This window comes from Chitinophagaceae bacterium, assembly GCA_016717285.1.
Classification (GTDB): domain Bacteria; phylum Bacteroidota; class Bacteroidia; order Chitinophagales; family UBA10324; genus JACCZZ01.
Window position 1 is genome coordinate 573,308 of record JADKFU010000001.1, and the last position, 22,298, is coordinate 595,605.

15 protein-coding genes and 1 tRNA gene are annotated in these 22,298 nt (G+C 40.9%); 9 read left to right on the forward strand and 7 right to left on the reverse strand.

Annotated elements, in window-relative coordinates; translation table 11 throughout:
* Positions 1 to 25: 25 nt before the first annotated feature.
* Complete coding sequence (locus tag IPO83_02445; GenBank protein ID MBK9730140.1) at positions 26 to 2,119, reverse strand: aryl-sulfate sulfotransferase; 2,094 nt, start codon at positions 2,117 to 2,119, stop codon at positions 26 to 28.
* A gap of 173 nt (positions 2,120 to 2,292) precedes the next feature.
* On the opposite strand from IPO83_02445, the gene mazG reads away from it, so the two are divergent.
* Positions 2,293 to 3,099 carry a nucleoside triphosphate pyrophosphohydrolase gene (mazG, locus tag IPO83_02450; protein MBK9730141.1) on the forward strand — a complete coding sequence of 269 codons (807 nt, stop codon included), beginning with the start codon at positions 2,293 to 2,295 and terminating at the stop codon, positions 3,097 to 3,099.
* A gap of 84 nt (positions 3,100 to 3,183) precedes the next feature.
* Here the strand turns inward: mazG and ung are convergent, their stop codons facing one another.
* Positions 3,184 to 3,861, reverse strand: coding sequence for a uracil-DNA glycosylase (gene ung / locus IPO83_02455; GenBank protein ID MBK9730142.1), 678 nt, complete (start codon positions 3,859 to 3,861; stop codon positions 3,184 to 3,186).
* A 134-nt stretch (positions 3,862 to 3,995) separates the two neighbouring features.
* Between ung and IPO83_02460 the strand changes: the two genes are divergently transcribed.
* From IPO83_02460 to IPO83_02480, 5 genes are all read left to right on the forward strand, one after another.
* A tRNA-Arg gene (locus IPO83_02460) sits at positions 3,996 to 4,068 on the forward strand.
* 58 nt (positions 4,069 to 4,126) lie between these two features.
* Positions 4,127 to 4,363, forward strand: coding sequence for a hypothetical protein (locus IPO83_02465; GenBank protein ID MBK9730143.1), 237 nt, complete (start codon positions 4,127 to 4,129; stop codon positions 4,361 to 4,363).
* Positions 4,364 to 4,624: 261 nt separating this feature from the next.
* Positions 4,625 to 6,664 (forward strand): T9SS type A sorting domain-containing protein, encoded by a 2,040-nt coding sequence (locus IPO83_02470; GenBank protein ID MBK9730144.1) that lies wholly within the window; start codon positions 4,625 to 4,627, stop codon positions 6,662 to 6,664.
* Between the two features lie 172 nt (positions 6,665 to 6,836).
* Complete coding sequence (locus IPO83_02475) at positions 6,837 to 8,522, forward strand: sulfatase-like hydrolase/transferase (GenBank protein ID MBK9730145.1); 1,686 nt, start codon at positions 6,837 to 6,839, stop codon at positions 8,520 to 8,522.
* Between the two features lie 484 nt (positions 8,523 to 9,006).
* Positions 9,007 to 10,818: a T9SS type A sorting domain-containing protein gene (locus IPO83_02480; GenBank protein ID MBK9730146.1), complete on the forward strand. Its 1,812-nt coding sequence runs from the start codon at positions 9,007 to 9,009 to the stop codon at positions 10,816 to 10,818.
* A 58-nt stretch (positions 10,819 to 10,876) separates the two neighbouring features.
* Here IPO83_02480 and IPO83_02485 read toward each other — a convergent pair whose 3' ends face one another.
* The 3 genes from IPO83_02485 to IPO83_02495 form a co-directional block, all read right to left on the reverse strand.
* Positions 10,877 to 11,863 carry a threonylcarbamoyl-AMP synthase gene (locus IPO83_02485; protein ID MBK9730147.1) on the reverse strand — a complete coding sequence of 329 codons (987 nt, stop codon included), beginning with the start codon at positions 11,861 to 11,863 and terminating at the stop codon, positions 10,877 to 10,879.
* On the reverse strand, positions 11,864 to 13,183 hold the full coding sequence (locus IPO83_02490; protein ID MBK9730148.1) for a TraB/GumN family protein: 1,320 nt from the start codon (positions 13,181 to 13,183) through the stop codon (positions 11,864 to 11,866). It abuts the gene before it with no gap.
* A 253-nt stretch (positions 13,184 to 13,436) separates the two neighbouring features.
* The gene (locus tag IPO83_02495) at positions 13,437 to 14,480 is read right to left on the reverse strand and encodes an alkane 1-monooxygenase (protein MBK9730149.1); all 1,044 of its coding nucleotides are present in this window, start codon (positions 14,478 to 14,480) and stop codon (positions 13,437 to 13,439) included.
* 205 nt (positions 14,481 to 14,685) lie between these two features.
* Between IPO83_02495 and IPO83_02500 the strand changes: the two genes are divergently transcribed.
* Together IPO83_02500 and IPO83_02505 are read left to right on the forward strand one after the other, a co-directional pair.
* Complete coding sequence (locus IPO83_02500; protein ID MBK9730150.1) at positions 14,686 to 15,432, forward strand: T9SS type A sorting domain-containing protein; 747 nt, start codon at positions 14,686 to 14,688, stop codon at positions 15,430 to 15,432.
* A gap of 126 nt (positions 15,433 to 15,558) precedes the next feature.
* The gene (locus tag IPO83_02505) at positions 15,559 to 16,863 is read left to right on the forward strand and encodes an FAD-dependent oxidoreductase (GenBank protein ID MBK9730151.1); all 1,305 of its coding nucleotides are present in this window, start codon (positions 15,559 to 15,561) and stop codon (positions 16,861 to 16,863) included.
* Positions 16,864 to 17,029: 166 nt separating this feature from the next.
* On the opposite strand, the gene IPO83_02510 is transcribed toward IPO83_02505, so the two are convergent.
* Together IPO83_02510 and IPO83_02515 are read right to left on the reverse strand one after the other, a co-directional pair.
* Positions 17,030 to 19,399, reverse strand: a complete 2,370-nt coding sequence (locus IPO83_02510; GenBank protein MBK9730152.1) for a gliding motility-associated C-terminal domain-containing protein — start codon at positions 19,397 to 19,399, stop codon at positions 17,030 to 17,032.
* Positions 19,348 to 20,058, reverse strand: a complete 711-nt coding sequence (locus IPO83_02515) for a hypothetical protein (protein ID MBK9730153.1) — start codon at positions 20,056 to 20,058, stop codon at positions 19,348 to 19,350. The genes IPO83_02510 and IPO83_02515 overlap by 52 nt, the downstream gene beginning before the upstream one ends.
* 388 nt (positions 20,059 to 20,446) lie before the next feature.
* Here IPO83_02515 and IPO83_02520 point away from each other — a divergent pair, with 388 nt between their 5' ends.
* Positions 20,447 to 22,240, forward strand: coding sequence for a discoidin domain-containing protein (locus IPO83_02520; GenBank protein ID MBK9730154.1), 1,794 nt, complete (start codon positions 20,447 to 20,449; stop codon positions 22,238 to 22,240).
* Positions 22,241 to 22,298 lie beyond the last annotated feature (58 nt).

Here is a 22,298-nt window from a genome sequence, read left to right on the forward strand (position 1 = left end):
ATAATAGAAAATTCAATTTCGATTCTTATTCAATCACCACTTTTTGCACCTGTTTTTCTAAATCATTGCTGATTTCAACTAAATAGGTTCCAGGCGAAATTGAATGCACGGGCAACTGTATCATGGAAGCATCCTCATCATTTATTTCACGAATAATCAAAACTTGCCCCAACATATTCAACAACCTGATTTGTGAAACTTCATGCGTCCCAATTGAAATGTTGATGAGGTCACGAACCGGATTCGGATATATTAAAAATGAAGTTGCATCAGTTGGTTCAGTCAGAATTGTTTTTTGCGGCAGTGTAGTGAACTTTTTTATTTCGGTGAATCCTGATTTTTTTATTCCATCTGCATCGCACCAGGTCTGCAACCGCCAGTCATATTTGGTACTTGCATCCAGGCCTGTTAGCTTTTTAGAAGTTTTGGTACCGAGCACTGTTTTTTGAAGCCAGGCTGATTCACTGTGTTTTTTATACTGAAGCAGGTAGGAATCTACATTAACAACACCGGCCCATTTAACGGTGGCAGCAGTAGCGGTTACATCTTTTGCTTTTAAGGTTTTTTGTGTAGCGCGCGGACAAGGGTTCCAGACATATTTATGACTGCGGTAAGCAATGATGTTTTTTGAAGAAGCGAGTTTCAGTTCCCAGACAATGGTGCCTGCGGAAGTAACTTCCGTCATGCTTGGGTTTGAAGTATTACCTCTCCAGCCCCAGTTAATGAATGTATTTCCATTTTCCAGTCGCTGTACACTTCCCATGGCAAAATAATAATTGAAAGATCCGGGTGATGAACCGGGATGCTTATAGCTCCAGACCAATGTAGCAGTCTTATTTATTTCATCCAGTTCATATTCTTTAGCAGCACTAACAGTAGGTGAATGATAATTGCCATTGTCGAAAAGCGTGATGTGTCCGTTGGCAATGCGTCGAACGTCATGCTGATAAGTAAAGTGTTGCGGATCGTTGGTGAAAGTAAATTCATTTTCAATACCTCCAAGACGCCAGATGAACTCACCGGTATTGCGGTCGATTTTGGTAATCTGATCAAGGTGACGATGTGATGCAAGTATGTTTCCGTCGTTGTCGATTTCTATTGCATTAGTGTGCACATAGTCAATAAAACTGAATGCAAGGTTGGAATGCAATGCCTCAGGAACTTCAACGTGATCAAAACTGCGCCATTCGAAAATGAGGTTGTGACTTGCATCAAATTCCTGAATCACGGCACCGTTTACATTGCAGTTATGTGAATAGGTTGGATTGTAAACAGAAAGATCCAGTATCTGGTATTCATCTGCAACAATAAATACGTGGCCATCAGGCAACACCTGGAATTCATGTTCATCAGCATCGTAGCCATTAGCAGGATAATAAGTGTCAATCACATTGAAATTGGAATCCATGAGGTCGTAACCGCCTTCACCTCCATTAAACACACCGAAGTATCCTTTTTTATTCTGAAGGAAATCAAAGGGAGAAATAATCTCACGCGAGAAAATGGAATCACCGTTAACGGTAACTGCATGATAGCCGGTAAAGTTATTTGATTGGAAATTACCGCTGAATGCATCAAAAAAAATGTCGCCGGGAGACGGATTGGTATTGACCGTGATGTCGAACATGCCATCTATCTGCCGCGTGTCATCCTCTTCTTCAACTGCTTCAGTCACCCATAATTTATTTTCTTCTTCCTGAACGATTTTCTTTAAATCTTTGAAATGCTGGTGCTCTTCAGCAGTATATGCTCTGTGTGTACGAAAGTTAAATGATAGGTTTTCTATTGCCTGGCCTTGCTTTGTTTTCAGACCATCTTTAATAGTTACTGTCACCACTTCATTAAAAGCAAAAGGTATTTCGGGTTGTAACAATATCGTTTTGCCATCATCAGCAAGTATCAGTTTGAAAACATGAGTGCCGCTTACTGCGCCTTCAATAGAAAATAAGTTTGCATTTAATTCAGCGGGTTCAATAACATTGCCTTCACGAATAATAATGTTGTGTTCCGGGTTGATCATGATGGAGCCTGGCTTTGGAGACAAGTATTGGAATTGTGCAAGCGATTGTTGAAGACTTACTACGGATAGTAAAAGGCATAGCGTAACAATTTTTTTCATGAAGAAGGATTTAACAGGTGAATGAATGAGCTGGAAAACTAACTAATTCTATTCAGAAATGAAACAGGTTGAAGAAAGGAAAATGTACAAATGGAAAATGTCACCAGCGGAGGAATCGAAACTTTTCTGTCGAAATAACTATTTCGTAATATCGCCGCACGAAAAGCAATAACATGACCACTGCCCAGATTGCCTTTGAACGGTTGTTAACTATCATGAATGAATTGCGCGAACAATGTCCATGGGATAAAAAGCAAACCATTGAATCGCTTCGACTGCTTACGATAGAAGAAACCTATGAGTTAGCGGATGCTATAGATGAAAAGGATATGAAATTATTGAAGGAAGAAATTGGGGATGTTTTGCTGCACATGGTTTTTTATTCAAAAATTGCATCGGAGCAGCAGGCTTTTGATATCACCGATGTAATCAATACACTTTGTGATAAACTCATCCGTCGCCATCCGCATATTTACGGTGATCCGGATAATGAAGGCAAGCTCGTGAAAGTAACTTCGGAAGCTGATGTGAAGCACAACTGGGAACAGATTAAAATGAAAGAACGAAAAAAATCTGTGTTGGAAGGTGTGCCTGCATCTTTGCCTGCTGTAGTAAAGGCTTTCCGGATTCAGGATAAAGCAAAGCAGGTTGGTTTTGAATGGGAAAATAAAGTGGATGTATGGAAAAAAGTTGAAGAAGAGCTTGATGAGTTTAGGCATTATTCAACACGCGAAAATCTTTCTTCAGCAGAAAAAGAAAGCATGGAGCAGGAGTTCGGTGATGTTTTATTTTCACTCATCAATTTTTCCCGCTTTCTCGAAATTGACCCTGAAGCGGCTCTCGAAAAAACCAATAAAAAATTTATTTCCCGCTTCCGGATGATGGAAGATACTGCCCTCGAACAAAAACGAACCTTGAAAGAAATGACGTTGGAAGAGATGGATACGTTGTGGAATAGGGCGAAGGAGGTTTTTAAGTAATGTGCCGATGGATTAGGTATTTAGGTAGTCAATAGGTCATCATTACACTAATTCCTAATTCCTAATTCTCAATTCCTAATTCACTCATACTTTCCAATCAATAGGTACCCTTCCTTCACTCCGCAGCAATTCATTCGTCTTCGAAAAATGTTTGCAGCCGAAAAATTTAGTCACTGAAAATGGAGAAGGATGTGCAGCTTTCAGAATATGATGCTTGGTGGGATCAATCAAGGCCTGCTTTTCCTGCGCAAATTTCCCCCACAATAGAAATACAATGCCGGAGCTTTTTTCAGAAACTGTCCGGATCACTGCATCGGTAAATGTTTCCCAACCCTTACCGTGGTGAGAAGCCGGAACATTGGCTCTTACAGTCAACAAGGCATTCAATAACAGGACGCCTTGTTGTGCCCATTTCGTCAGGTTACCGGATGGTGAAATGGGAATTTCCAGATCACTTTTTAATTCTTTATAAATATTAACGAGAGAAGGTGGAGGTGGAACACCATCCGCCACTGAAAAACAGAGTCCGTGTGCCTGGCCCGGACCATGATATGGATCCTGTCCGATAATGACCACTTTTACGTTTGCAAAAGGAGTGAGGTTGAAAGCATTGAATATCTGCGGGCCGGGAGGATACACCACTTGTCCGGCAGCTTTTTCTTCCTTCAAAAATTGGCGAAGTGCTGCAAAATAAGGTTGCTGAAATTCATCGTTCAGCACTTGCTTCCAGCTTTCTTCTATTTGTACGTCAATGCGACTCATTTATAAAAGGTATCTGTACAAAAGTAAGGTTCACTTTTCTTTTTATTTATCTTTGGCGCCTGATTGACAACAATACGCGCTCTTTTTAACAGCATAATTCAGTTGCTATTGATTGATCAGTTCCCCATTCAAATGGTCTCGTAGCTCAGGGGATAGAGCAACAGCCTTCTAAGCTGTGGGTCGTTGGTTCGATTCCAACCGAGATCACTTTTATTATTGAGTTCTACTGCAGCAAAACCAGGCACCTATAATCCTGTCGACTAAAATGACGCTCACAATTTTATTTTTCCATGGCGGTGAATTGATCAGGCTGACAGTAGTTTATGCTCCATCACTTGATGAAGCAAAACAGGAAGGTATGTGGGATACAGCCAACAACCGTGTTGCGCTTTCATGGCGACTTTTTAAGGAGTTTAAAAATGAGCGTGATAATGGAAAAAGGAAAAAGTTGCTGGAGTCGATACCTCGTGATTTGAAAAAGGGGATGAAGGAAATTGCATAGCAAGCCAGGTTGGTTGTGATTTAAGCGGAAGCTCCCGTTAGTTAATCCCGGCTGATTGAGCTTTAGGATTTTCAATCCATTCATAATTTCCATTACTCAAAACTATGTTAGTCCGTATTTGAAACACTGCTGATGGAATTTTTAATCACGGTTGCGTAAAAAATAAAACGTATCAATTAAATCGCAATTCATATATTACAGTGTAATTTAAACACACATTCTTAAAGTTCTATTTCTCCATTTTTTCATTTCCGGAGTATTATGAAGTGCAACTTTAATAAAATAATTATCCTTTGCCTTGCCGGATTAACCTGGCTGAATCATGCATGCGCTCAGTGGTCAGTCAGTGCTGAAAAGGATGATTCTGTATGTTTGGTATCTGGAGGCCAATTTGATCTTCAAATGATTTCTGATCTTCATGGCGGTGCTTTTATTGCCTGGCACGATTGGCGTTCAATTCTGAAACCTGAAATTTATTCCCAATGGATTGATAAGAATGGAATTCCCCGTTGGACTACGAATGGCATAAATATCACGCCCGTTTCTAATCCGGGTAATAATCAATTTGAACTGCGAAATGATTCTGCCGGCGGCCTGTTTCTTATATATACCGAATATGGCTGGACTAATTATATAGAACGGATAGACAGCAATGGGAACGTCCTTTGGAAATGTAATTTAGATGTGCTGTTGGATGTTTCATCAGTCAATTACGCTGTAGACGGATACGGAGGGATATATGTTTTATTCAATAACGACTTCTACGGTAAAGCCTATTTTACACATTTCAATTCGAATGGAATTAATGTAACCCCTGGTGGTAAAAAAGTAATTGCGGATGTGCCTCAATATGGTGAAGCAGGAAAAATTATGATGTTTGATTCTTCCACACTCATCATTGTAACCTCTACCGAGAATTCAGATGAATTAATATGCACGGTTGATACCAGCGGTAATATAATTTCATCTTCTACAACTTTCCAATCTGACTTTGTGAACTATCTTCAAAGGGGAGTTAATCATTGCGCTATCTTCGTAACAAGTGACTATTCATTATTTCCCAACCTGAAAATTTACCGAATTAATTTAGATGCTTCCATCTCAGTTTCTTTAATTGGTCAGGATAATACCAATGCCTGTGGTTACAGCACTTCGGGTTTCACAGAATTTTTTGGATTAGTGGAAAGTGATACCAATAATTTATATCTCGCCTACCGCTTTAGCTGTTATGGCAATTTTAAAACTATCAGGTTTAACGAAGCAGGAACTGATTTTCAAATTACTCCTCTTAATTCATTTTACACCCAGTGCGCGGATGGGTCCGGAGGAATTTATTCAGCTCTTGGGAACAGGATTTATCACTTTAAGAACACTGATTCAATAACCTATAGTGATACGATTACTTATAGCAATCTTGGATACATCACAGGTTTCCCCAAGATTATTTCTGACGGAAGTAATGGATGTCTTATCAGTTTTACAAAGTACCCTGATTGTAGTTATGACACTTCTGATGATGGTGTCTTCGCCAAGCGATATCCGGAAACCGGAATATCAGAGACTTCATTGCCTGTTATTAATTGTCTTTTTGCCAGCGGAGTTTGCTTTTCAGGAAATATGTCACTCACTGCGGGATGCTCTTCTACCAATGTTGAATTTTATTGGTATCATAATGGACAATTAATTGATCCATCTTCCACGAATAAATTTTATTTTACATTAACTGATTTTGATTCCATCGAATATTTTCAGTGTATCACAACTAATATATTGGGAAGTGACACCTCTTCAATTCTTTCATACCCGATGTATCCGCTTCCGGATATCACGTACCCGGATGATACCCTGTGGGCATATGAGTGGGGTGCTATTTCTTATCAATGGTACCAAAACAATTCTTCAGTCGGATTGTATAGTGCTGCTAATGCTATCAGCGGGGCAATACATGCTTACTATATTCCTGGTTCGACAGGGTATTATGGTTGCCGGGTATTTGTGCCAAATGGATGCTTTGGGTATGGATTGCCGTTTTATGTATCCTCTACCTCAGTTACCGCAATTTCACCTGGTAAAAATATCCGGGCCTACCCAATTCCTACTGATGGAAAATTAACCATTGAGTTACCGGATGAAGGGAGCAATATTCAACTAATCACCATTACCGGAAAAATACTCAGAGAGGAAACCACAAATGCAAAAACGATTACCTTCGATTTATCAGATTTTCCGGATGGCTTTTATTTCATTCGGATTATCTTCAGCAATAGTTCCGAAATTATTAAGGTAGAAAAAAAGAAATGATTTTTCTGCAATGGCAGTCCGCCTTTCATGTTAGTCCCGTTACCGCGGATTTGTAATCAGTGCCTACATCAAAGGGATGTGGTATATTTGAGGCAGTCAAAACTTCCCATTTCTTCCCTGCCATAAAGTATACCATGAGGGGATTTAAAGGTTTCTCTGAAAAAAATAATCTATGTTGAAATACTTGCAACAACTCGTTTCATCCATTACATTGCTGCTTATTGCCGGTGTCAAGATATGTGGGGCCCAGAACACTACTAAGCCAAACGTTATCGTGATATTGCTGGACGACTCCCGTTCAGATACCTATAGCTGCAATGGAGCACCTTCTTTTTTTCAAACTCCCAATATTGACCGTATTGCCAATGAAGGGGTAAACTTTAAAAACTCCTTCGTCGTTTTTTCACTTTGTAACCCCAGCAGGGCAAGCCTTTTCACCGGCCTCTATGCCAATCACCACGGGGCGGTGAATAATGTCGAGATGTTCTATGACTACCTGCCTACCATTTCCACCGTGCTCAACAGCGCCGGATACTACACTGCATTTATGGGTAAATACATGAATGCAAATGATCAGGATCCGGTACCTCAGCCCGGATGGGATTGGTGGATGGCCAGGGTTGGCCACGGACATAGTGATGCTGATTTCAATTACAATGGTGTTGTTAAAGAACTCGAGGGTCATGTAACTGATGTGCTCACAGATTCTACCATTGCCCTCATCAACAAGGTTACGGAGCCATTTTTAATTTACGTATGTTATTCAGCAACTCATTCTCCAACGAAACCCCGCGATGAAGAAGATGGAATATTTGATGATGATGTAATGCCCATTCCGGATAATTTCGAACCCTATCAGATCAACTATCCGAGTTTTCTCGGTACCGAACCTTTCTTTTCACATGATTCTGCAGGCCTTGCTGATGATTGGCGCGGTTATTTTGAAATGATGGCCGGAGTGGATGTGGGTGTTTCAAAAATTTTAGCAGCACTTGAGGCAAAACAAATTCTCGACAGCACACTGGTCATCTTTATGAGTGATAACGGGTTCCTGATGGGTGAGCATTACCTGCAGGGAAAACGCCTGCCTCATGAGCCATCCATGCGCATACCCATATTTATGCGTTACCCTGCCTGGTTTCCTGCTGGCTCCATTGTTACTGATGATATGGCACTGAATATAGACATCGCACCTACACTCTTCGACCTTGCTGGAATTCCGGATACGGTTGCTTCGGATGGTCTTTCTATGCATAAGCTGTTTGATGGATCAAAGAGCAGAACCGCTTTTTATTACCAGGCCACTACCGTAAATGAAGCAGCAGTTAATTGCCGCTCGGTAAGAAGTCTGGAGTACAAATACAACTACTACTATTGTGATGAAATAACGGAAGAATTTTTCGACCTGGTTAACGATCCCGCAGAAAATACAAATCTCATCAATGATGCTGCCCATCAATCGCTCATTGAGCAATACCGCATCCAGCTTGATAGTTTCAAGGCAGCATTGGGAGACGATATTATCGAAGACATCAGCGATTGTTATCTTGCTAATTCGATACCAGTCGGACTCAATAACGATGAGGATGAAATACGATCAGCTACCGAAATTTTCATTTATCCAAATCCTGCCAGCAATGCCTTTGAACTTCAATTGTATTCAGGCGATTTTGCCAAGCCTGCGGAGGTGATGATTTACAATATGGAAAGCATGGAGGTACTCAGGCTTACTGATGTTGTTTTCTCTCCGGGTGTTTCGCATGCTATCCCAACTTTCAATTTGCCGGATGGATTGTACAACATCTTAGTTCGTTTTGAAAGTAAGGTGATCAATAAAAAAATATTGATTGTGCATTAAATATTATTTGGGTCTGTTTAAAAAGGTTACAAAGTCTTTGTTGGTTGGTTATTACAATTCTCTTTTACATGCCGTTTAGCGCAAGCGTCCGATTGTGCCTAAATTGCAAAAGCGTCCGCTTTTTTAAACTCAACCATATCAAATAAAAAGTTTCATCAACACTAAAGTTATTTAAAAGCATTTATTAATATATAACTTATGCTTCTCAATTGTATGAGCCGAAAATATAAATTCCACGAAACAGCAAGTTGTATTTGGTAAGCTTTGATCACTATCATAGATGCGAGCTGAACTGCCCATGCTTTTATATGGAAGTCTTTCCAAATCTTCCTCATCACCCTTATTTCCCTGATCGGTTAAGTTTATTTTCTCCGGAAACAGTTGGTCGATATCTTCGAAGGTTTAAGAGATAACGGAATATATTTCTTCCATATAAAACCAAATGAAAATTCTTAATTAATAAAACTTATTAAAACCTATTACAATGAATAAACCATTTACCATTTCAATTACCGTAATTATCCTTTTAATTACTTCCTCTTTTGCTATGAATGCCCAATCCATTGAGTGGATGCGCGATGCAGGATCGACCCCTTTTGATGCCAACGAAAATGGTTATGCCGTAGATGCAGATAAAGATGGGAACGCTTATGTACTGGGCCATCTTGCCATACAAAGCACCTTCTCAGGTCTTATCGTTCCAGCTTACCAGGACGGTTGCCTTGCAAAATATAACGCAGCAGGAATCGTACAATGGGTGCATACTTTTGGCGGCTCCGGTTTCTCAGACATCCAGGAAGCAGCAGTGAAGGTTTCTGTTGCTGGCAATGCAGTGTATGTCTGCGGATCATTCATCACACAAATCGCAAACAGTACCATCACCTTCGATACCATTTCCTATACGTATGCAGGCAACAGCCGTCATGGGTTTTTAGCCAAGTATGATTTGAGTGGAAACATTCAATGGATGAAGCACGGTGGCGGCGCAGGACTTGGTGCCGGCTTTAATGATATGGACATTGACGATCAGGGTCGAATTGTTGTTGTAGGAACAGTGGACGGAACCAATGTTTTTGAAACGCAAACGCTGACTTACAATGGCGGAATTCTGCTTCGCTACTTACCTGATGGCACACTCACAGATCTGATTCAGCTCAACACTAACAGTGCTGAACACCAGGAAGCCAGAGAGGTGGAAGTGGCATCCGGTTCCGGAAACATTTATGTAGGTGGCGCGTTCTTCGGCACCATAGCGCTGAATGGTTTTACCGCAACGTCTTCATCCTTTCGCGTTTTTGAATTGAAACTGAATGCTGCGCTCAATTGTCAGTGGCTGAGTTATGGTGGAGGAACCAATGGTACCTTTATTAATGGTCTGGCCATTGATGGTAATGAGAATAGTTATCTCTGCGGACAAGCGAGTGGTACCACTATAAATTTCGGTTTACAATCCTTTAACGGATACACCCCGACTGATCATGAAGTGATTACCGTAAAGTTTAATGCTGCCGGAACATCTCAGTGGTTGCGTCATGGTGGAAGCTCTAAGAATGATGAGGCCTGGGACATCATCGCAGATAAATCGGGCAATACGGTTATTACCGGATTCCTCGGCGGCAACGCTTTGTTTGCAGATTTCGATGGTATCCAGGTACAACTTTTCACACAGAGCAAGCATTGTTTTCTTGCACGATATGATGCAAATGGCCTTGTGAAATACGCAAGAGTAATGGGAGGAGGTTCCGATGATGTTGGTTTAGGTCTCGCATTAGCGAACGACAGCACCTTCTTGCTTACCGGCGCGGCGCAAAGCTCTTCATTGTGGGATACCTGGCAATATATGCCCTGTTGCCTTGATCCTAATTTATTTGTAGCCAGGTATCATGATGTATTTAATAATAAAGGTTCCAATATTCATTCAGGTGGAACGCTGGAATATACAGTAGTTCCAAATCTCTTGAATTTCATTCCGGGAATATCTCATTATGGACTCCGGCATCCAGGCACATTCTCCACGGATGGACCGACCATTTCAAAAATTGATAATACAATAGACAATGCCGTAGTGGCAATTTACCCAAACCCGTTTTCCAACCAGGTAAACATTCAACTCAAAAATCAGGAAATGCCTGTGACGGTGATAGTATATGATGTAGTCGGCAAATTGCTATTTGATGCTCAATCGGAAGATTTGGAAACCACGCTTGATTTGTCCTGGTTAAAGAATGGAATTTACTTTGTAAAGGTGATGAAGGAGGGAAGATTTATTGGATCGGGAAAGATTGTGAAGCAATGATGGAATATATTTTTTGAAACTTTATAAAACTTCCGCCAGTGTAAATTTTTTCAATGATTCAGCCCGTCACTATTTTTTGCAACCTGTTTTGAAGTGTTTTTCCCAACGAAGAATCCCCGAAATCCGTCATAAGAAAATAAGCCTGAGATAATTCCAGTTGATCAACAGAAGACACCACCTGGTAAAAGTTTCGAGCTATGGAATTTAAATCCTGAAGGGTTCCGATTTCTAAGAGGTGAATATTCTTAGATGTGAGTATAGGAAAAATGCTTCGTGGAATTGTTTGCATAGATTCTAACGTGAGAAAGACAGCGCTGTCGGGATGATCGATAATGTCAACCACTGATGTTAAAATTTTAACAGGCGTTTTCGGAGCATAATGCGGATACTTCGCGCCTGGAATATTTTTGCCTGAATCATCCTGATCGAAAATAACTTTTACATCCCGTAAAACAGATTTTATTTCTTTTTCCCCAATTAAACCCGGTCGCAGCACAAATACTTTTTCCATTGACCTCGCATCAACAATGGTTGATTCTAATCCGACTGTCGTAGCTCCGCCATCTACAATTCCGGAAACCTTATCACCCAAATCTTTCTCCACCATCTCTGCAGTGGTCGCGGATATTCTCCCTGAAGTATTGGCACTCGGGGCTGCTACCGGAACATTTAATTTTTTTATGATGGAAAGAAAAAGCGGATGATCCGGAATACGTGCAATCATTTGCGGATTACCACAGGTTGCAAACAAGAGTGAGGAATCTTGCGGGAGATCGAGCATAACACTTAACGGTCCGGGTGCGAAGTGTTGCAGCAATCTTAGTGTGTTTTCAGGAATGGAAGTCGCGAAAGTTTTGATCTGTTCAATATCGCAAAAATGACAGATCAAAGGATTGTCCGCAGGCCTGTTTTTTATTTCAAATATCCTGGAGATGGCTTTTGCATTTGTAGCAACGGCTGCTAAACCATACACGGTTTCTGTTGGCACGGCAACAGCTTCTGCATGCTGTAATAATTCAACTGCTTTGTCAACGCTGATCAACATTTATGATAATAGTTGAAACGATGAGAAAAACCTGTTGCGGAATTCCTTATTCACTTTTCGCTTATAAGTATAGAGCAACACATAGACACGATTGTTTTTCTCAAAACATTGTACAGTGCAATTTCTGCCATCGGTTGTTTCAAGCAGGAGCTGAAATTTATTGCTGTTCAAGGTATCAGGCTTGATTTCATCGAGCACGATTTTCATTTCATAATGATGTTGCAATACCGATTTCAGCACGCTGTCCTGCCGACCATATCCAACATATAAATCATACTGGTGAACTTCTGTGGTGTAAGTGGAAGCTGTACTCGAGTAGTGACATAACTGGCTGGCAGCAATTTCTTCTTTGCTCATCTGAGGTACGGTTGGAAAATCGGCTACAAATTTATTTTTTATGGATGCTTTGCGATACCACCCATTCGGTAAATAGTTTGTGTATGCAGGCAGTACCGGCAATACGGAATATCCTTTGTCGCGAAGCAGGTTCACAAGGCCTTCCGTTTCACCTAAATGTCCTGCACCGACTGCAATAAAGGTTGACTGTTTCTTTATCATGGTATCAATCCGTTCCGCCATGCGGTGATTGCGTATGGTAATCAAACCATCATACAATGAATCCGGTAATGAAAAATCATTTTCAAACGACATCATTTTTACAAGGTCATTGTCGAGGTAATAGCGCACCATCTGATCATAACTATTCGCTTCATCAGCCGACTTGCGCACGGTTTGCATCAGTAATGCTGCCTGATCCTGATAGCTGAGCACATCAAAAACATGCATTTGTTCAGCAATGGATTCCAATCCTTTGATTTTTTTTTGCTGATTCATTGCAAGATGCTGAAAGTATTCATCCAGGAAATATTGCTGGTCATCATCTATGGAGTCCGAATGACTGTACATGAACTGCGAGAGAATGGCAGCCGTATAAACAGGCTTTAGATTTTCAAAGTTTTTAATGCTTTCACCGGTATGCTGACGGCAATACTGATCTGCCGAATCATATTGTTCTGTGGTCAGCAGTTTTTTAAGGGTATAACTGGTATCCATAAATAATCCCTTCATAATATTCAGTCGCGAAGCATCATCAATAATTATTTCCATTGCAAATGCATCGCAGGATTCGAAAGCAGTAAATACGGAATCTGCCAGCTTGAATACACGGGCATCTTTACTGTGCATGGTGCCATACACATAGGAGGTTGTTGAAAGTCCATTTCCGGTGATCTTCCATAACAGCGAATTCCCTTGTGCACATGCTGATTTGAAACAGCAAGTTAGCAGCAAAAGGCACAAAAAGGAAGTAATAGTTCTCATGGAATGGTGCAAGATACTACAACACTACACACATCGGAAACAGATTCAGGTAAAGGAGTAATGTTTTGATCATGGCAAAATATTTCTAAAACGGAATGGCTGGAAATTCTACCATAATGTCGGAATAAAAATGCATGAAGCCCCGGAGGGGCGACATTATATTCAAAGATGTGCATGGTAAGGATTTGATGTTACCTGCAAAAAAATCTGGCAAACATTAATGTTAAAAAAATGTTTTCATCAGATAAAAAAATCACCTAGAAACTCCGTTTTTCTTTTCCAGGTATGCATCCAGTACAGGATTTACTTTTTTGAACCACAGCGGAGGAAACATGGCCCAATAGAACGAACCAAAATAACCCGCAGGTAACACCGGGCTATCATCGTAATTAATTAGTTTGTAGTAAGGTTTTGAAGCGGTGATGTGGTGATCTGAATGACGGGACAGTTCGATCAATGCAAACCTGCTGATAGGTAAATCGCACTGCCAGCTATGCGTCGCATTTACTTTTTCTCTTTCTGAACGCTGTAGCCCGTAATGTTCAATATAGTTGACATATTCCAACAGGAAAAAAGCAATTACACTTTGATGCAGGTAAGCAAGCAATGCAATGTTGCCTGCGAGGTAGAAAATGATTATGCAAAGCATGATTTGTATCACCACCAATTGAACTACAAGATTTCTTATTCCACCACCGTGTTGATTTATTTTTCGCAGCCGGTCTGCTTCCAATTGAAACGCGCTCCGGAATTGTGCAGGCACTGTACGTGCAAAGAAATGATAAAATGATTCACCATAGAGTGCTGTTGCAGAATCACGTGGCGTGCCGATAAAGCGATGATGTCCTCTGATGTGTTCGATGTAAAAGTGACTGTAGTTCACCAGCAATAAATTCCAGATGCCGCCGATTCGGGCATACCATTGTTTGCGGTGGATGAGTTCGTGTGCGCTGTTGATTCCTTCAATGCCGCCACTGATGCCGGTGGAAACGGAAGCGATCCAGATGAACTTGCCAACCAGTATTCCAGCGTAAATACCATAAAGCAATGTGAAAATGGTGAGGGTGTGAAAGAGAACATGGAGCGAGAGTACAACGTTAGGAACAGTTCCATCATCAACGTCATTCACTTTTTTGTTTTCTTTCGTCAGGTATTCAATACCAATCAATAGCAACATGGTATAGATGATATTCGAGATCGACCACCATCCGCCAAGAAGATTGCCGGCGATAACAAAAGCGCCGGGCGTGAGACTTAGGAAATAACGAAGCGAGTTTTGTGCAGAATGAATTTTCATCAGAATCCAAAGCTAATGATTAAGTCAGTTTACGCAAAGCGATCGGTGAGTTTTGATTGAATGAGATGGCTATGGATTGGGTGCCAACAATACCTATCAACGCCACATTATTTTCCGACCAAATAATTTTGCTGGCAACAATGAAAATTATTTAATGTTTCTAAAAACAGTTTTTTGAAATTATATTTACACGAAACAGTGCCACATGAAAAAAGAAATACTTTACCTCTTCATATTCCTGCTTTCCTTTTCAGCAGCATTTTCGCAGCCCTGCATACCGGGCTGGACACAGCCGGGATCAGGAATTTATCCGGATACGATTGTGAATATGCCTGCTGGTCCGGCCAATGTGCCGTATGATTTTACGGTACAATTTAAAGTGCCGTTGAAAGATTCATCGATCATCACTACAGGCATTGATGTGTACCAGGTTAAATTGACCGGCATAACGGGATTAGAAAATATCCCTTCCTCTGTTGCCTTTCATTATAATTGTAATCCTTCAACTTGTGCTTTCAAGGGAGACTCTGTAGGCTGTGTCCGAATTCAGGGGACACCAACCACAGAAGGAGTTTACCCTTTAACCATTAATGCATTGGTGTATTTCACCCCGGTAGCGTCAATACCCGTAGATTTTACCGGATATCAGATAACAATCAGCAATACCATCGGAATTCCCGGTTTGCAAACAAGCCGTTTTGATGTTGGTCAGAATCAACCTAATCCTGCGACTTCTAAAACACAGATTTTTGTTAACATGATGCATGGTGGACCTATCGATATAAAGGTGTCTAACGTGATCGGAAACGAAGTGTATAAAACTTCTATCACCGGTCATGCAGGAGTTAATACTGTTTCACTCGATGTTTCAAAATATAAAGCCGGAGTATATTTTTATTCGATCAGCGACGAAAAAAATTCAATAACAAAAAGAATGGTGATTGACAAGTAATAGAAACTGATTAAACGTAGTTGTTTAATTTGTCAGAGCCCGCACAAGCATTCATTTATTTTCATCGACGGTTTGTAACCGGATCTTTTTAGAAAACATACCATCCCAACTTTATTTTCCGGCTGTATGCAACCTGAAAAAATAATTATCATCGGTGCAGGCGCAGCAGGTTTAATGTGTGCGCGTATTCTTTCTAAAGCGGGAAAAGAGGTGCTGGTATTGGAAGCACGTGACCGAACAGGAGGCCGCATTCATACATTTACTAACGATTTCTTTACTATGCCTGTGGAATCAGGAGCTGAATTTATTCATGGCTCATTGCCTGTAACCATAAATTTATTAAAGGAAGCAGACATCAGGTTTGAACCCATGAAAGGCTCCACATGGCAGGTAAGAGATGGAGCACTGCAACCCGAAACATCCTTTTTTGCAGATTGGGAATTGCTGGAGAAAAGTCTGCGTGAATTGAAAGAAGACCTGACGATTGCGGATTTTATGGCCACTTTTTTCAGTGATGAAAAACATGCGGCGCTTCGAGCTTCTATCAAAGGTTTTGCCGAAGGATACGATGCTGCCGATACATTGAAAGCAAGCACCTTTGCCTTACGTGATGAATGGTTGAGTGAAGAGGAGGGAACCAATTTTCGTGTTAAGAGTGGTTACGGTAAAATGATTGATTTCCTGGAACGCGAATGTGTTAACGGAGGAGCTGTAATAGAATTGAATACCATTGTAACGAAAGTGAAATGGGAACGCAATGCTGTAACGATAAACTGCAGCAACGAAAAGCAATTCACCGGGAATAAAATAATTATTACTGTTCCGTTAGGAATTTTACAGCAAACGGCTGCGTCTGAAAACGCTATTGCTTTTATTCCTGCCATTCCGGAAAAAGCCGCTGCAATTGAAAAAATGGGATTTGGTTCAGTAATAAAAGTGTTGATAGAATTTAAATCACCATTCTGGAAAAGTGCAGGTATTAAAAAACAATTTTCCGAAGCATCAGATTTGAGCTTCCTTATTTCCGATGCATCCATTCCAACCTGGTGGACACAATATCCGGAAGAAAATGCATTGCTTACCGGCTGGCTGGCCGGACCTTCAGCAGAAAAATGGAAAAATAAAAATGATCAATTGATCCTGGAAGATGCACTCACTTCTCTTGCTTCCATTTTTAAATGGGATGTAACGGACTTGAAGGAAAACATAAGCGCCTGGCATGTTGCCAACTGGACAAATGATCCATTCACACATGGCGCTTATGCCTATGCCACATTAGATAGCGTGCAATCAGTTACCATTCTTGAACAACCAGTAGAGGATACCTTATTCTTTGCCGGAGAAGCAATCTATTCCGGACCTGCTATGGGAACAGTTGAAGCTGCTTTAGCAAGTGCGGTGAAGGTGACGGGAATTGTGATTGGTGAATAGTGAATAGTGAATTGTGAATAGTCATTAGTCATTAGTCATTGGTCAATGTTAGTATTGAGTTGACAACAGACAACAGACAACACACAACAGACAACACACAACCCAACATTAGTCATTTAACTCAATCGGCACATCAGCACATCAAATTCATCGGCACATCAAACCATCATCTCACCAACGTTAAATTCCCTTTCCTCACTTCCTGTTTCCCGTTTTCAAATTGCAGACTGATCGAATAAACATACACACCGATTTCTGCAGGAAGGTCCTGATATGTACCGTTCCATCCATCAGCAGGAGATGTACCGTGAAAAATTAAATTTCCCCATCGATTGAAAATTTTCATGTCCATTCCAACCAGGTTGGTATTGGTTGGAAGAAACAAATCATTTAAACCGTCACCATTTGGCGTAAAGGCCGTTGGTATAAAACCTATTGTTGATGGAATGACTGTGAGGAATGATTTGGAAATCGTATCACTGCAATTTCCGGGTCCGGTTACAATAAGCGTAACAGCATAATCACCGGGAGCTATGTAACGATGCAAGGGATCTTCTTCATCACTAAAAACTTCATCAGCAAAATCCCAAAAGAAATCTGTTGCACCAATGCTTTGATTCAAAAACTGAAACTCCGCATTTATCAATTCAACAGGTTGGTAGAATGCAGGATTCACCGTAAAATCGGCAACGGGATCAGCATACACCTGTATTAACTCAGGCAGCACTAACGTTGATGTGCAACCGGCTTCGTTACTCACCGTTTCAGTAATGCTCCAGGTTCCGGGATGAAAAACATGTTCTGGATTTTGAACGGCCGCGCTTCCACCATCACCAAATAACCAACTCCATTCTGTTCCGTTTAGACTCTGATCCGTAAAACTTACCAATAGTGGATCGCAACCTTCCAATAAAGAAGGAAAGAATGCTACGTCCGGAGAAGGAACAACGTTGATTGTAATAGAATCGATGGCTGTGCAATTTCCAAGAACGCCGGTCAGCATATATTCGGTGGTATCAGATGGCGAAACACTCACCATACTGCCTGTAATTGCACCTGGCGTCCAGATATATTGCGTTGCAGTTCCCGATGCAATTAATGTCGCCTGAGTACCATTACAAATAATCGTATCTGTGGAAGTGACTGCTACAACCGGATTCGGTGCAACAGTTACTGTAACAGTTCCTTCACCGCTGCAACCATTCACATCCGTTCCTGAAATAGTATAAGTAGTGCTTCCATTAGGGCTCACGGTAATGGGTGAAATTGTTTGTCCACCCGGATTCCAGTTAAAAAGACTCAGGCCGGAAACAGAAAGTTGCGTGCTGCTTCCTTCGCAGATACTTGACGGATCAGCCACTGCGATTACAGATGGAGCATTATAAACCGTAACAACTGAAGTAGCTGTGGAACTGCAACCATTGGCATCGAAACCTGTAACAGTATAAATAGTAGTTGTGGTTGGACTGGCAAATGGATTGGAAACAGCAGGATCATTTAAATCTGTAGCAGGCGACCAACTGTAACTCACTCCTCCGTTTGCAGTGAGCAAAACAGAATCACTTTTGCAAATAGCAGTGGAAGCCGGAGCGCAGTTAATAATTGGTAAAGTATTAACAGTAACTGTAACGGTTCCTTGTCCGTTACAACCATTGGAACCACTACCGGTAACAGTGTAAATTGTTGTTACAAGTGGTGAAACAATAATAGGCGAAATAGTTTGACCACCCGGATACCAGGTAAATGAGTTCAATCCTGAAACAGATAGGTCACTGGATGCTCCCTGGCAAATGGTGGATGGGTTTGCCGCAGCTACAACCAAAGGACTTGGCTTGACTGCAACTTCAACGGTAGCAGAATTGCTGCAACCATTTGCATCAATACCTGTAACCGTATAAACAGTTGTATCCGCAGGATTGGCAACAGGATTGAAGATGGCTGTATTGCTTAATCCTGTTGACGGTGACCATGAATAAGCAGAAGCTCCTGAAGCTTGCAATACAATGTTTCCTCCCGTACAGATGCTTGCCGGATTTGGATTTACAATGATAACCGGTAATGGATTTACGGTAACGGTAACCGTATCTTGTCGCGTGCATCCGTTAGCATCATTTCCTGAAACAATATAATCTGTAGTAACCACAGGACTTACAATAGCAGGTGAAGTAGTCTGTCCGCCCGGAGACCACGAAAAAGCGGAAAGCCCCGCGACTGTCAATTGTGTGGAGGCACCTTCACAAATCACAGGTGGATTTGCCAGCGTGTTAAGTGGAATTACAGGCATCAACAAAACAGAAACAGTATCATAAGTTATGCATCCATTGATGTCGGTGATTTTACAAACGTAAATACCTGAATCAAGATTGGTGGCATTGGCTGTCGTTTGAACGGGCGTAGTGTTCCAGGAATAAGTATAAGGCGCAGAAGTTCCGCCTGTAAATAAATTGATGCTTCCATTGTTTGCGCCGGGACAGGTTTCATTGTTCACAAAGGAAAAGATATTCTGAGAAAACGGAACTCCCGATAGTGCAAGCAAAAAGCATTTGTAAATGCAGTAGTGCCATTCAGATTCTTTATGGTGATGGTCTGAAGGTTTTTTTGCTGATCATCGCACGATAAGGAAATATCAATTGGATAAAATCGTGGGTTCGAAGGCAAGCCATCAACATTGTAGGGACCGGTTGCTGTGCGGACACAACGACTGAAGCAACAATACACTGCATTCAATCCATTAAACCAATCCGACAAAGTGAAGTTGCCGTAATTGGTGGTAGTGCCATCGGTAAAGGTCAGCTTGATGTTGAGGGTGCTGTTTCCTTCAGCGGAAAAGCCCATCAGACTTATTTTTGAATAAGAACTTGTTGTAAAAAGAGTAATGCTTTGAGTCAATCCAACATCTACATAAAGTGCATTCTGCGAACTGAAAGATGCCATCTGGTAAGTTCTCGTTCCGCTGACTATCGTTCCGCTGTTTACAATTCCGGCTGGTAAACCGGCTGCTGCTGCAAATCCCTGCGAGTACATTACATGAGCGGTGAGATCGGTTGACATGGAAGTGGTAGAAAGCGAGTTGGGAGCAGTTTCGGCAATTAAATCACTATTGAAACCTGTAATGGTAACCGGTGAATAAGTTTGTGCAACAACTGCCACCGTTGTCAATAATTGAAAAATGAATAGAAAGGAAAAACGAATCATGCAGGGGCAGAATGGAAGGGGTAAAAATAGCAGATTTTGTGACTTGAAATGTAGATGGATTTAGCGTCAGACATTACTGAGGATCTGCTTTCACTTAAAAATTAACCATTGAAAATATAACGCTCAATAAAATTTTTAAATTGACTTCAAGAAATAAAAAGGGGTTGTAAAAATTGAATCTTTGTTTTGCAAAAGACGTAAACTGGAATAATTAAAACTTAACATTCTTGAACGATAACAAAATGTAAGTTGGAAAATAATTTCGCCCTGATCTGACGCAAGCTGACATTGGTCGATTAAGTTATTTTTGTTTCGAATAAATATATGATTTGCGCTAATTGACTTGAACTTGTTTTTCAAAACACTTCAATCTTTACAAATGAAAAGGATGAAACACGCATTTTTTTTTCATGGTAATAACAAGAAATCGTTCAGGCAATTTTTTGCTGTTGTTATTATTCTTTTGATAATCATTGATAATGTTTTGGCTCAGACTTCCGGCATTATTACATACTGTAATCCAATGGACATCAATTATCAATACAACTTCGAACAACTCAACAGCAAAATATCATATCGTTCAGGAGCTGATCCGGTGATCGTGAATCACAATGGCGGGTATTATTTATTTGTTACTATTTCGGGTGGCTACTGGCATTCCAACGATCTCTTGCATTGGAATTATATTACACCCACCAAATGGCCGATGGAAGATATTTGTGCTCCTGCAGCTCTTTCAGTTCGTGATACCCTTTATCTATTTCAATCAACATTTGAACAGCGTCCCATATTTTTTACCACCACTCCTGAAAACGGAAGATTATATTTCTACAACAGGTGGCTGCCACAGTTGCCGAAAGAAGTTGGTCCATGGGATCCTGCAATATTTTACGATGAAGCAAAGGACAAGTGGTATATGTATTGGGGTTCATCCAATGTTTATCCCATTTACGGTGCAGAACTGGATAAAAACAAACAACTTACTTACAAGTCGGATTACAAAGGTCTGATCAGCTTACATCCTGATCAGCATGGTTGGGAACGTTTCGGAAGGAATCACCGCGATACGATCAAGCCATATATTGAAGGTGCATGGATGACAAAATACCACGATAAATATTTTCTTCAGTATGGAGCGCCCGGCACTGAGTTTAATGTGTATGCAAACGGTACATACGTGTCTGATAATCCGTTGGGCCCATTTGAGTATGCTCCTTACAATCCTGTTTCTTATAAGCCCGGCGGGTTTATGACCGGTGCAGGCCATGGCAATACTTTTCAGGATACGTATGGAAATTACTGGAATACCGGAACGCCGTGGATTGCCATCAACTGGAATTTTGAACGTCGAATCTCTATGTTTCCGGCAGGCTTTGATGAAGATGATCAAATGTATTCCAACACGCGGTTCGGTGATTTTCCACAGTATTTACCTACCGGGAAATGGAATGACCGTAACGACTTGTTTACAGGTTGGATGTTGTTATCGTATCAAAAACCATGTAGGGCATCTTCAGTGATGGATACATTCGTTGCAAATAAAACAACCGATGAAGATCCACGCACTTTTTGGGTTGCGGACAATAATAGCGCAGGTGAGTGGATTACAATTGATTTGCTGCAACCCTGTGAAGTAAGGGCAGTACAGGTAAATTTTGTAGATTATAAATCGGATATTTTTTACAGTGATTCCACAGTATATACGCAATTCAGATTGTATGCATCAATGGACGGAAAGCAATGGAATAAAATTGCTGACCTCACCAATGAAAAACGTGATCGCCCAAATGCCTACATTGAATTGACGAAGCCTGAACAGGCACGCTATATAAAGTATGATCATGTTTATGTTGCTGCTCCCAATCTTGCCATCAGCGACATAAGGGTTTTTGGAAAAGGAAAAGGAAATCTTCCTGCTATACCGGCTAAACCTGAAGTTGTCCGTGATTCGGATGCGCGAAATGCCATGATAAAATGGAATGGTGTAAAAGGAGCAGTCGGCTATAATATTTTGTGGGGAATAGCGAAAGATAAACTGTATCAGACCTACCAGGTATTTCAAGATGATGGAAACAGTCTTGAACTACGCGCGCTCAACGTTGGTCAGTCTTATTATTTTGCTATCGAAGTATTTAATGAAGTGGGCGTATCCGGCCAAAGCCCTGTCGTTTTTATTAAGTAGTAACTCTCATCGCAATCAAAGAACATTTAGTTTTCCCTGAATGCAATTTTTAATATTC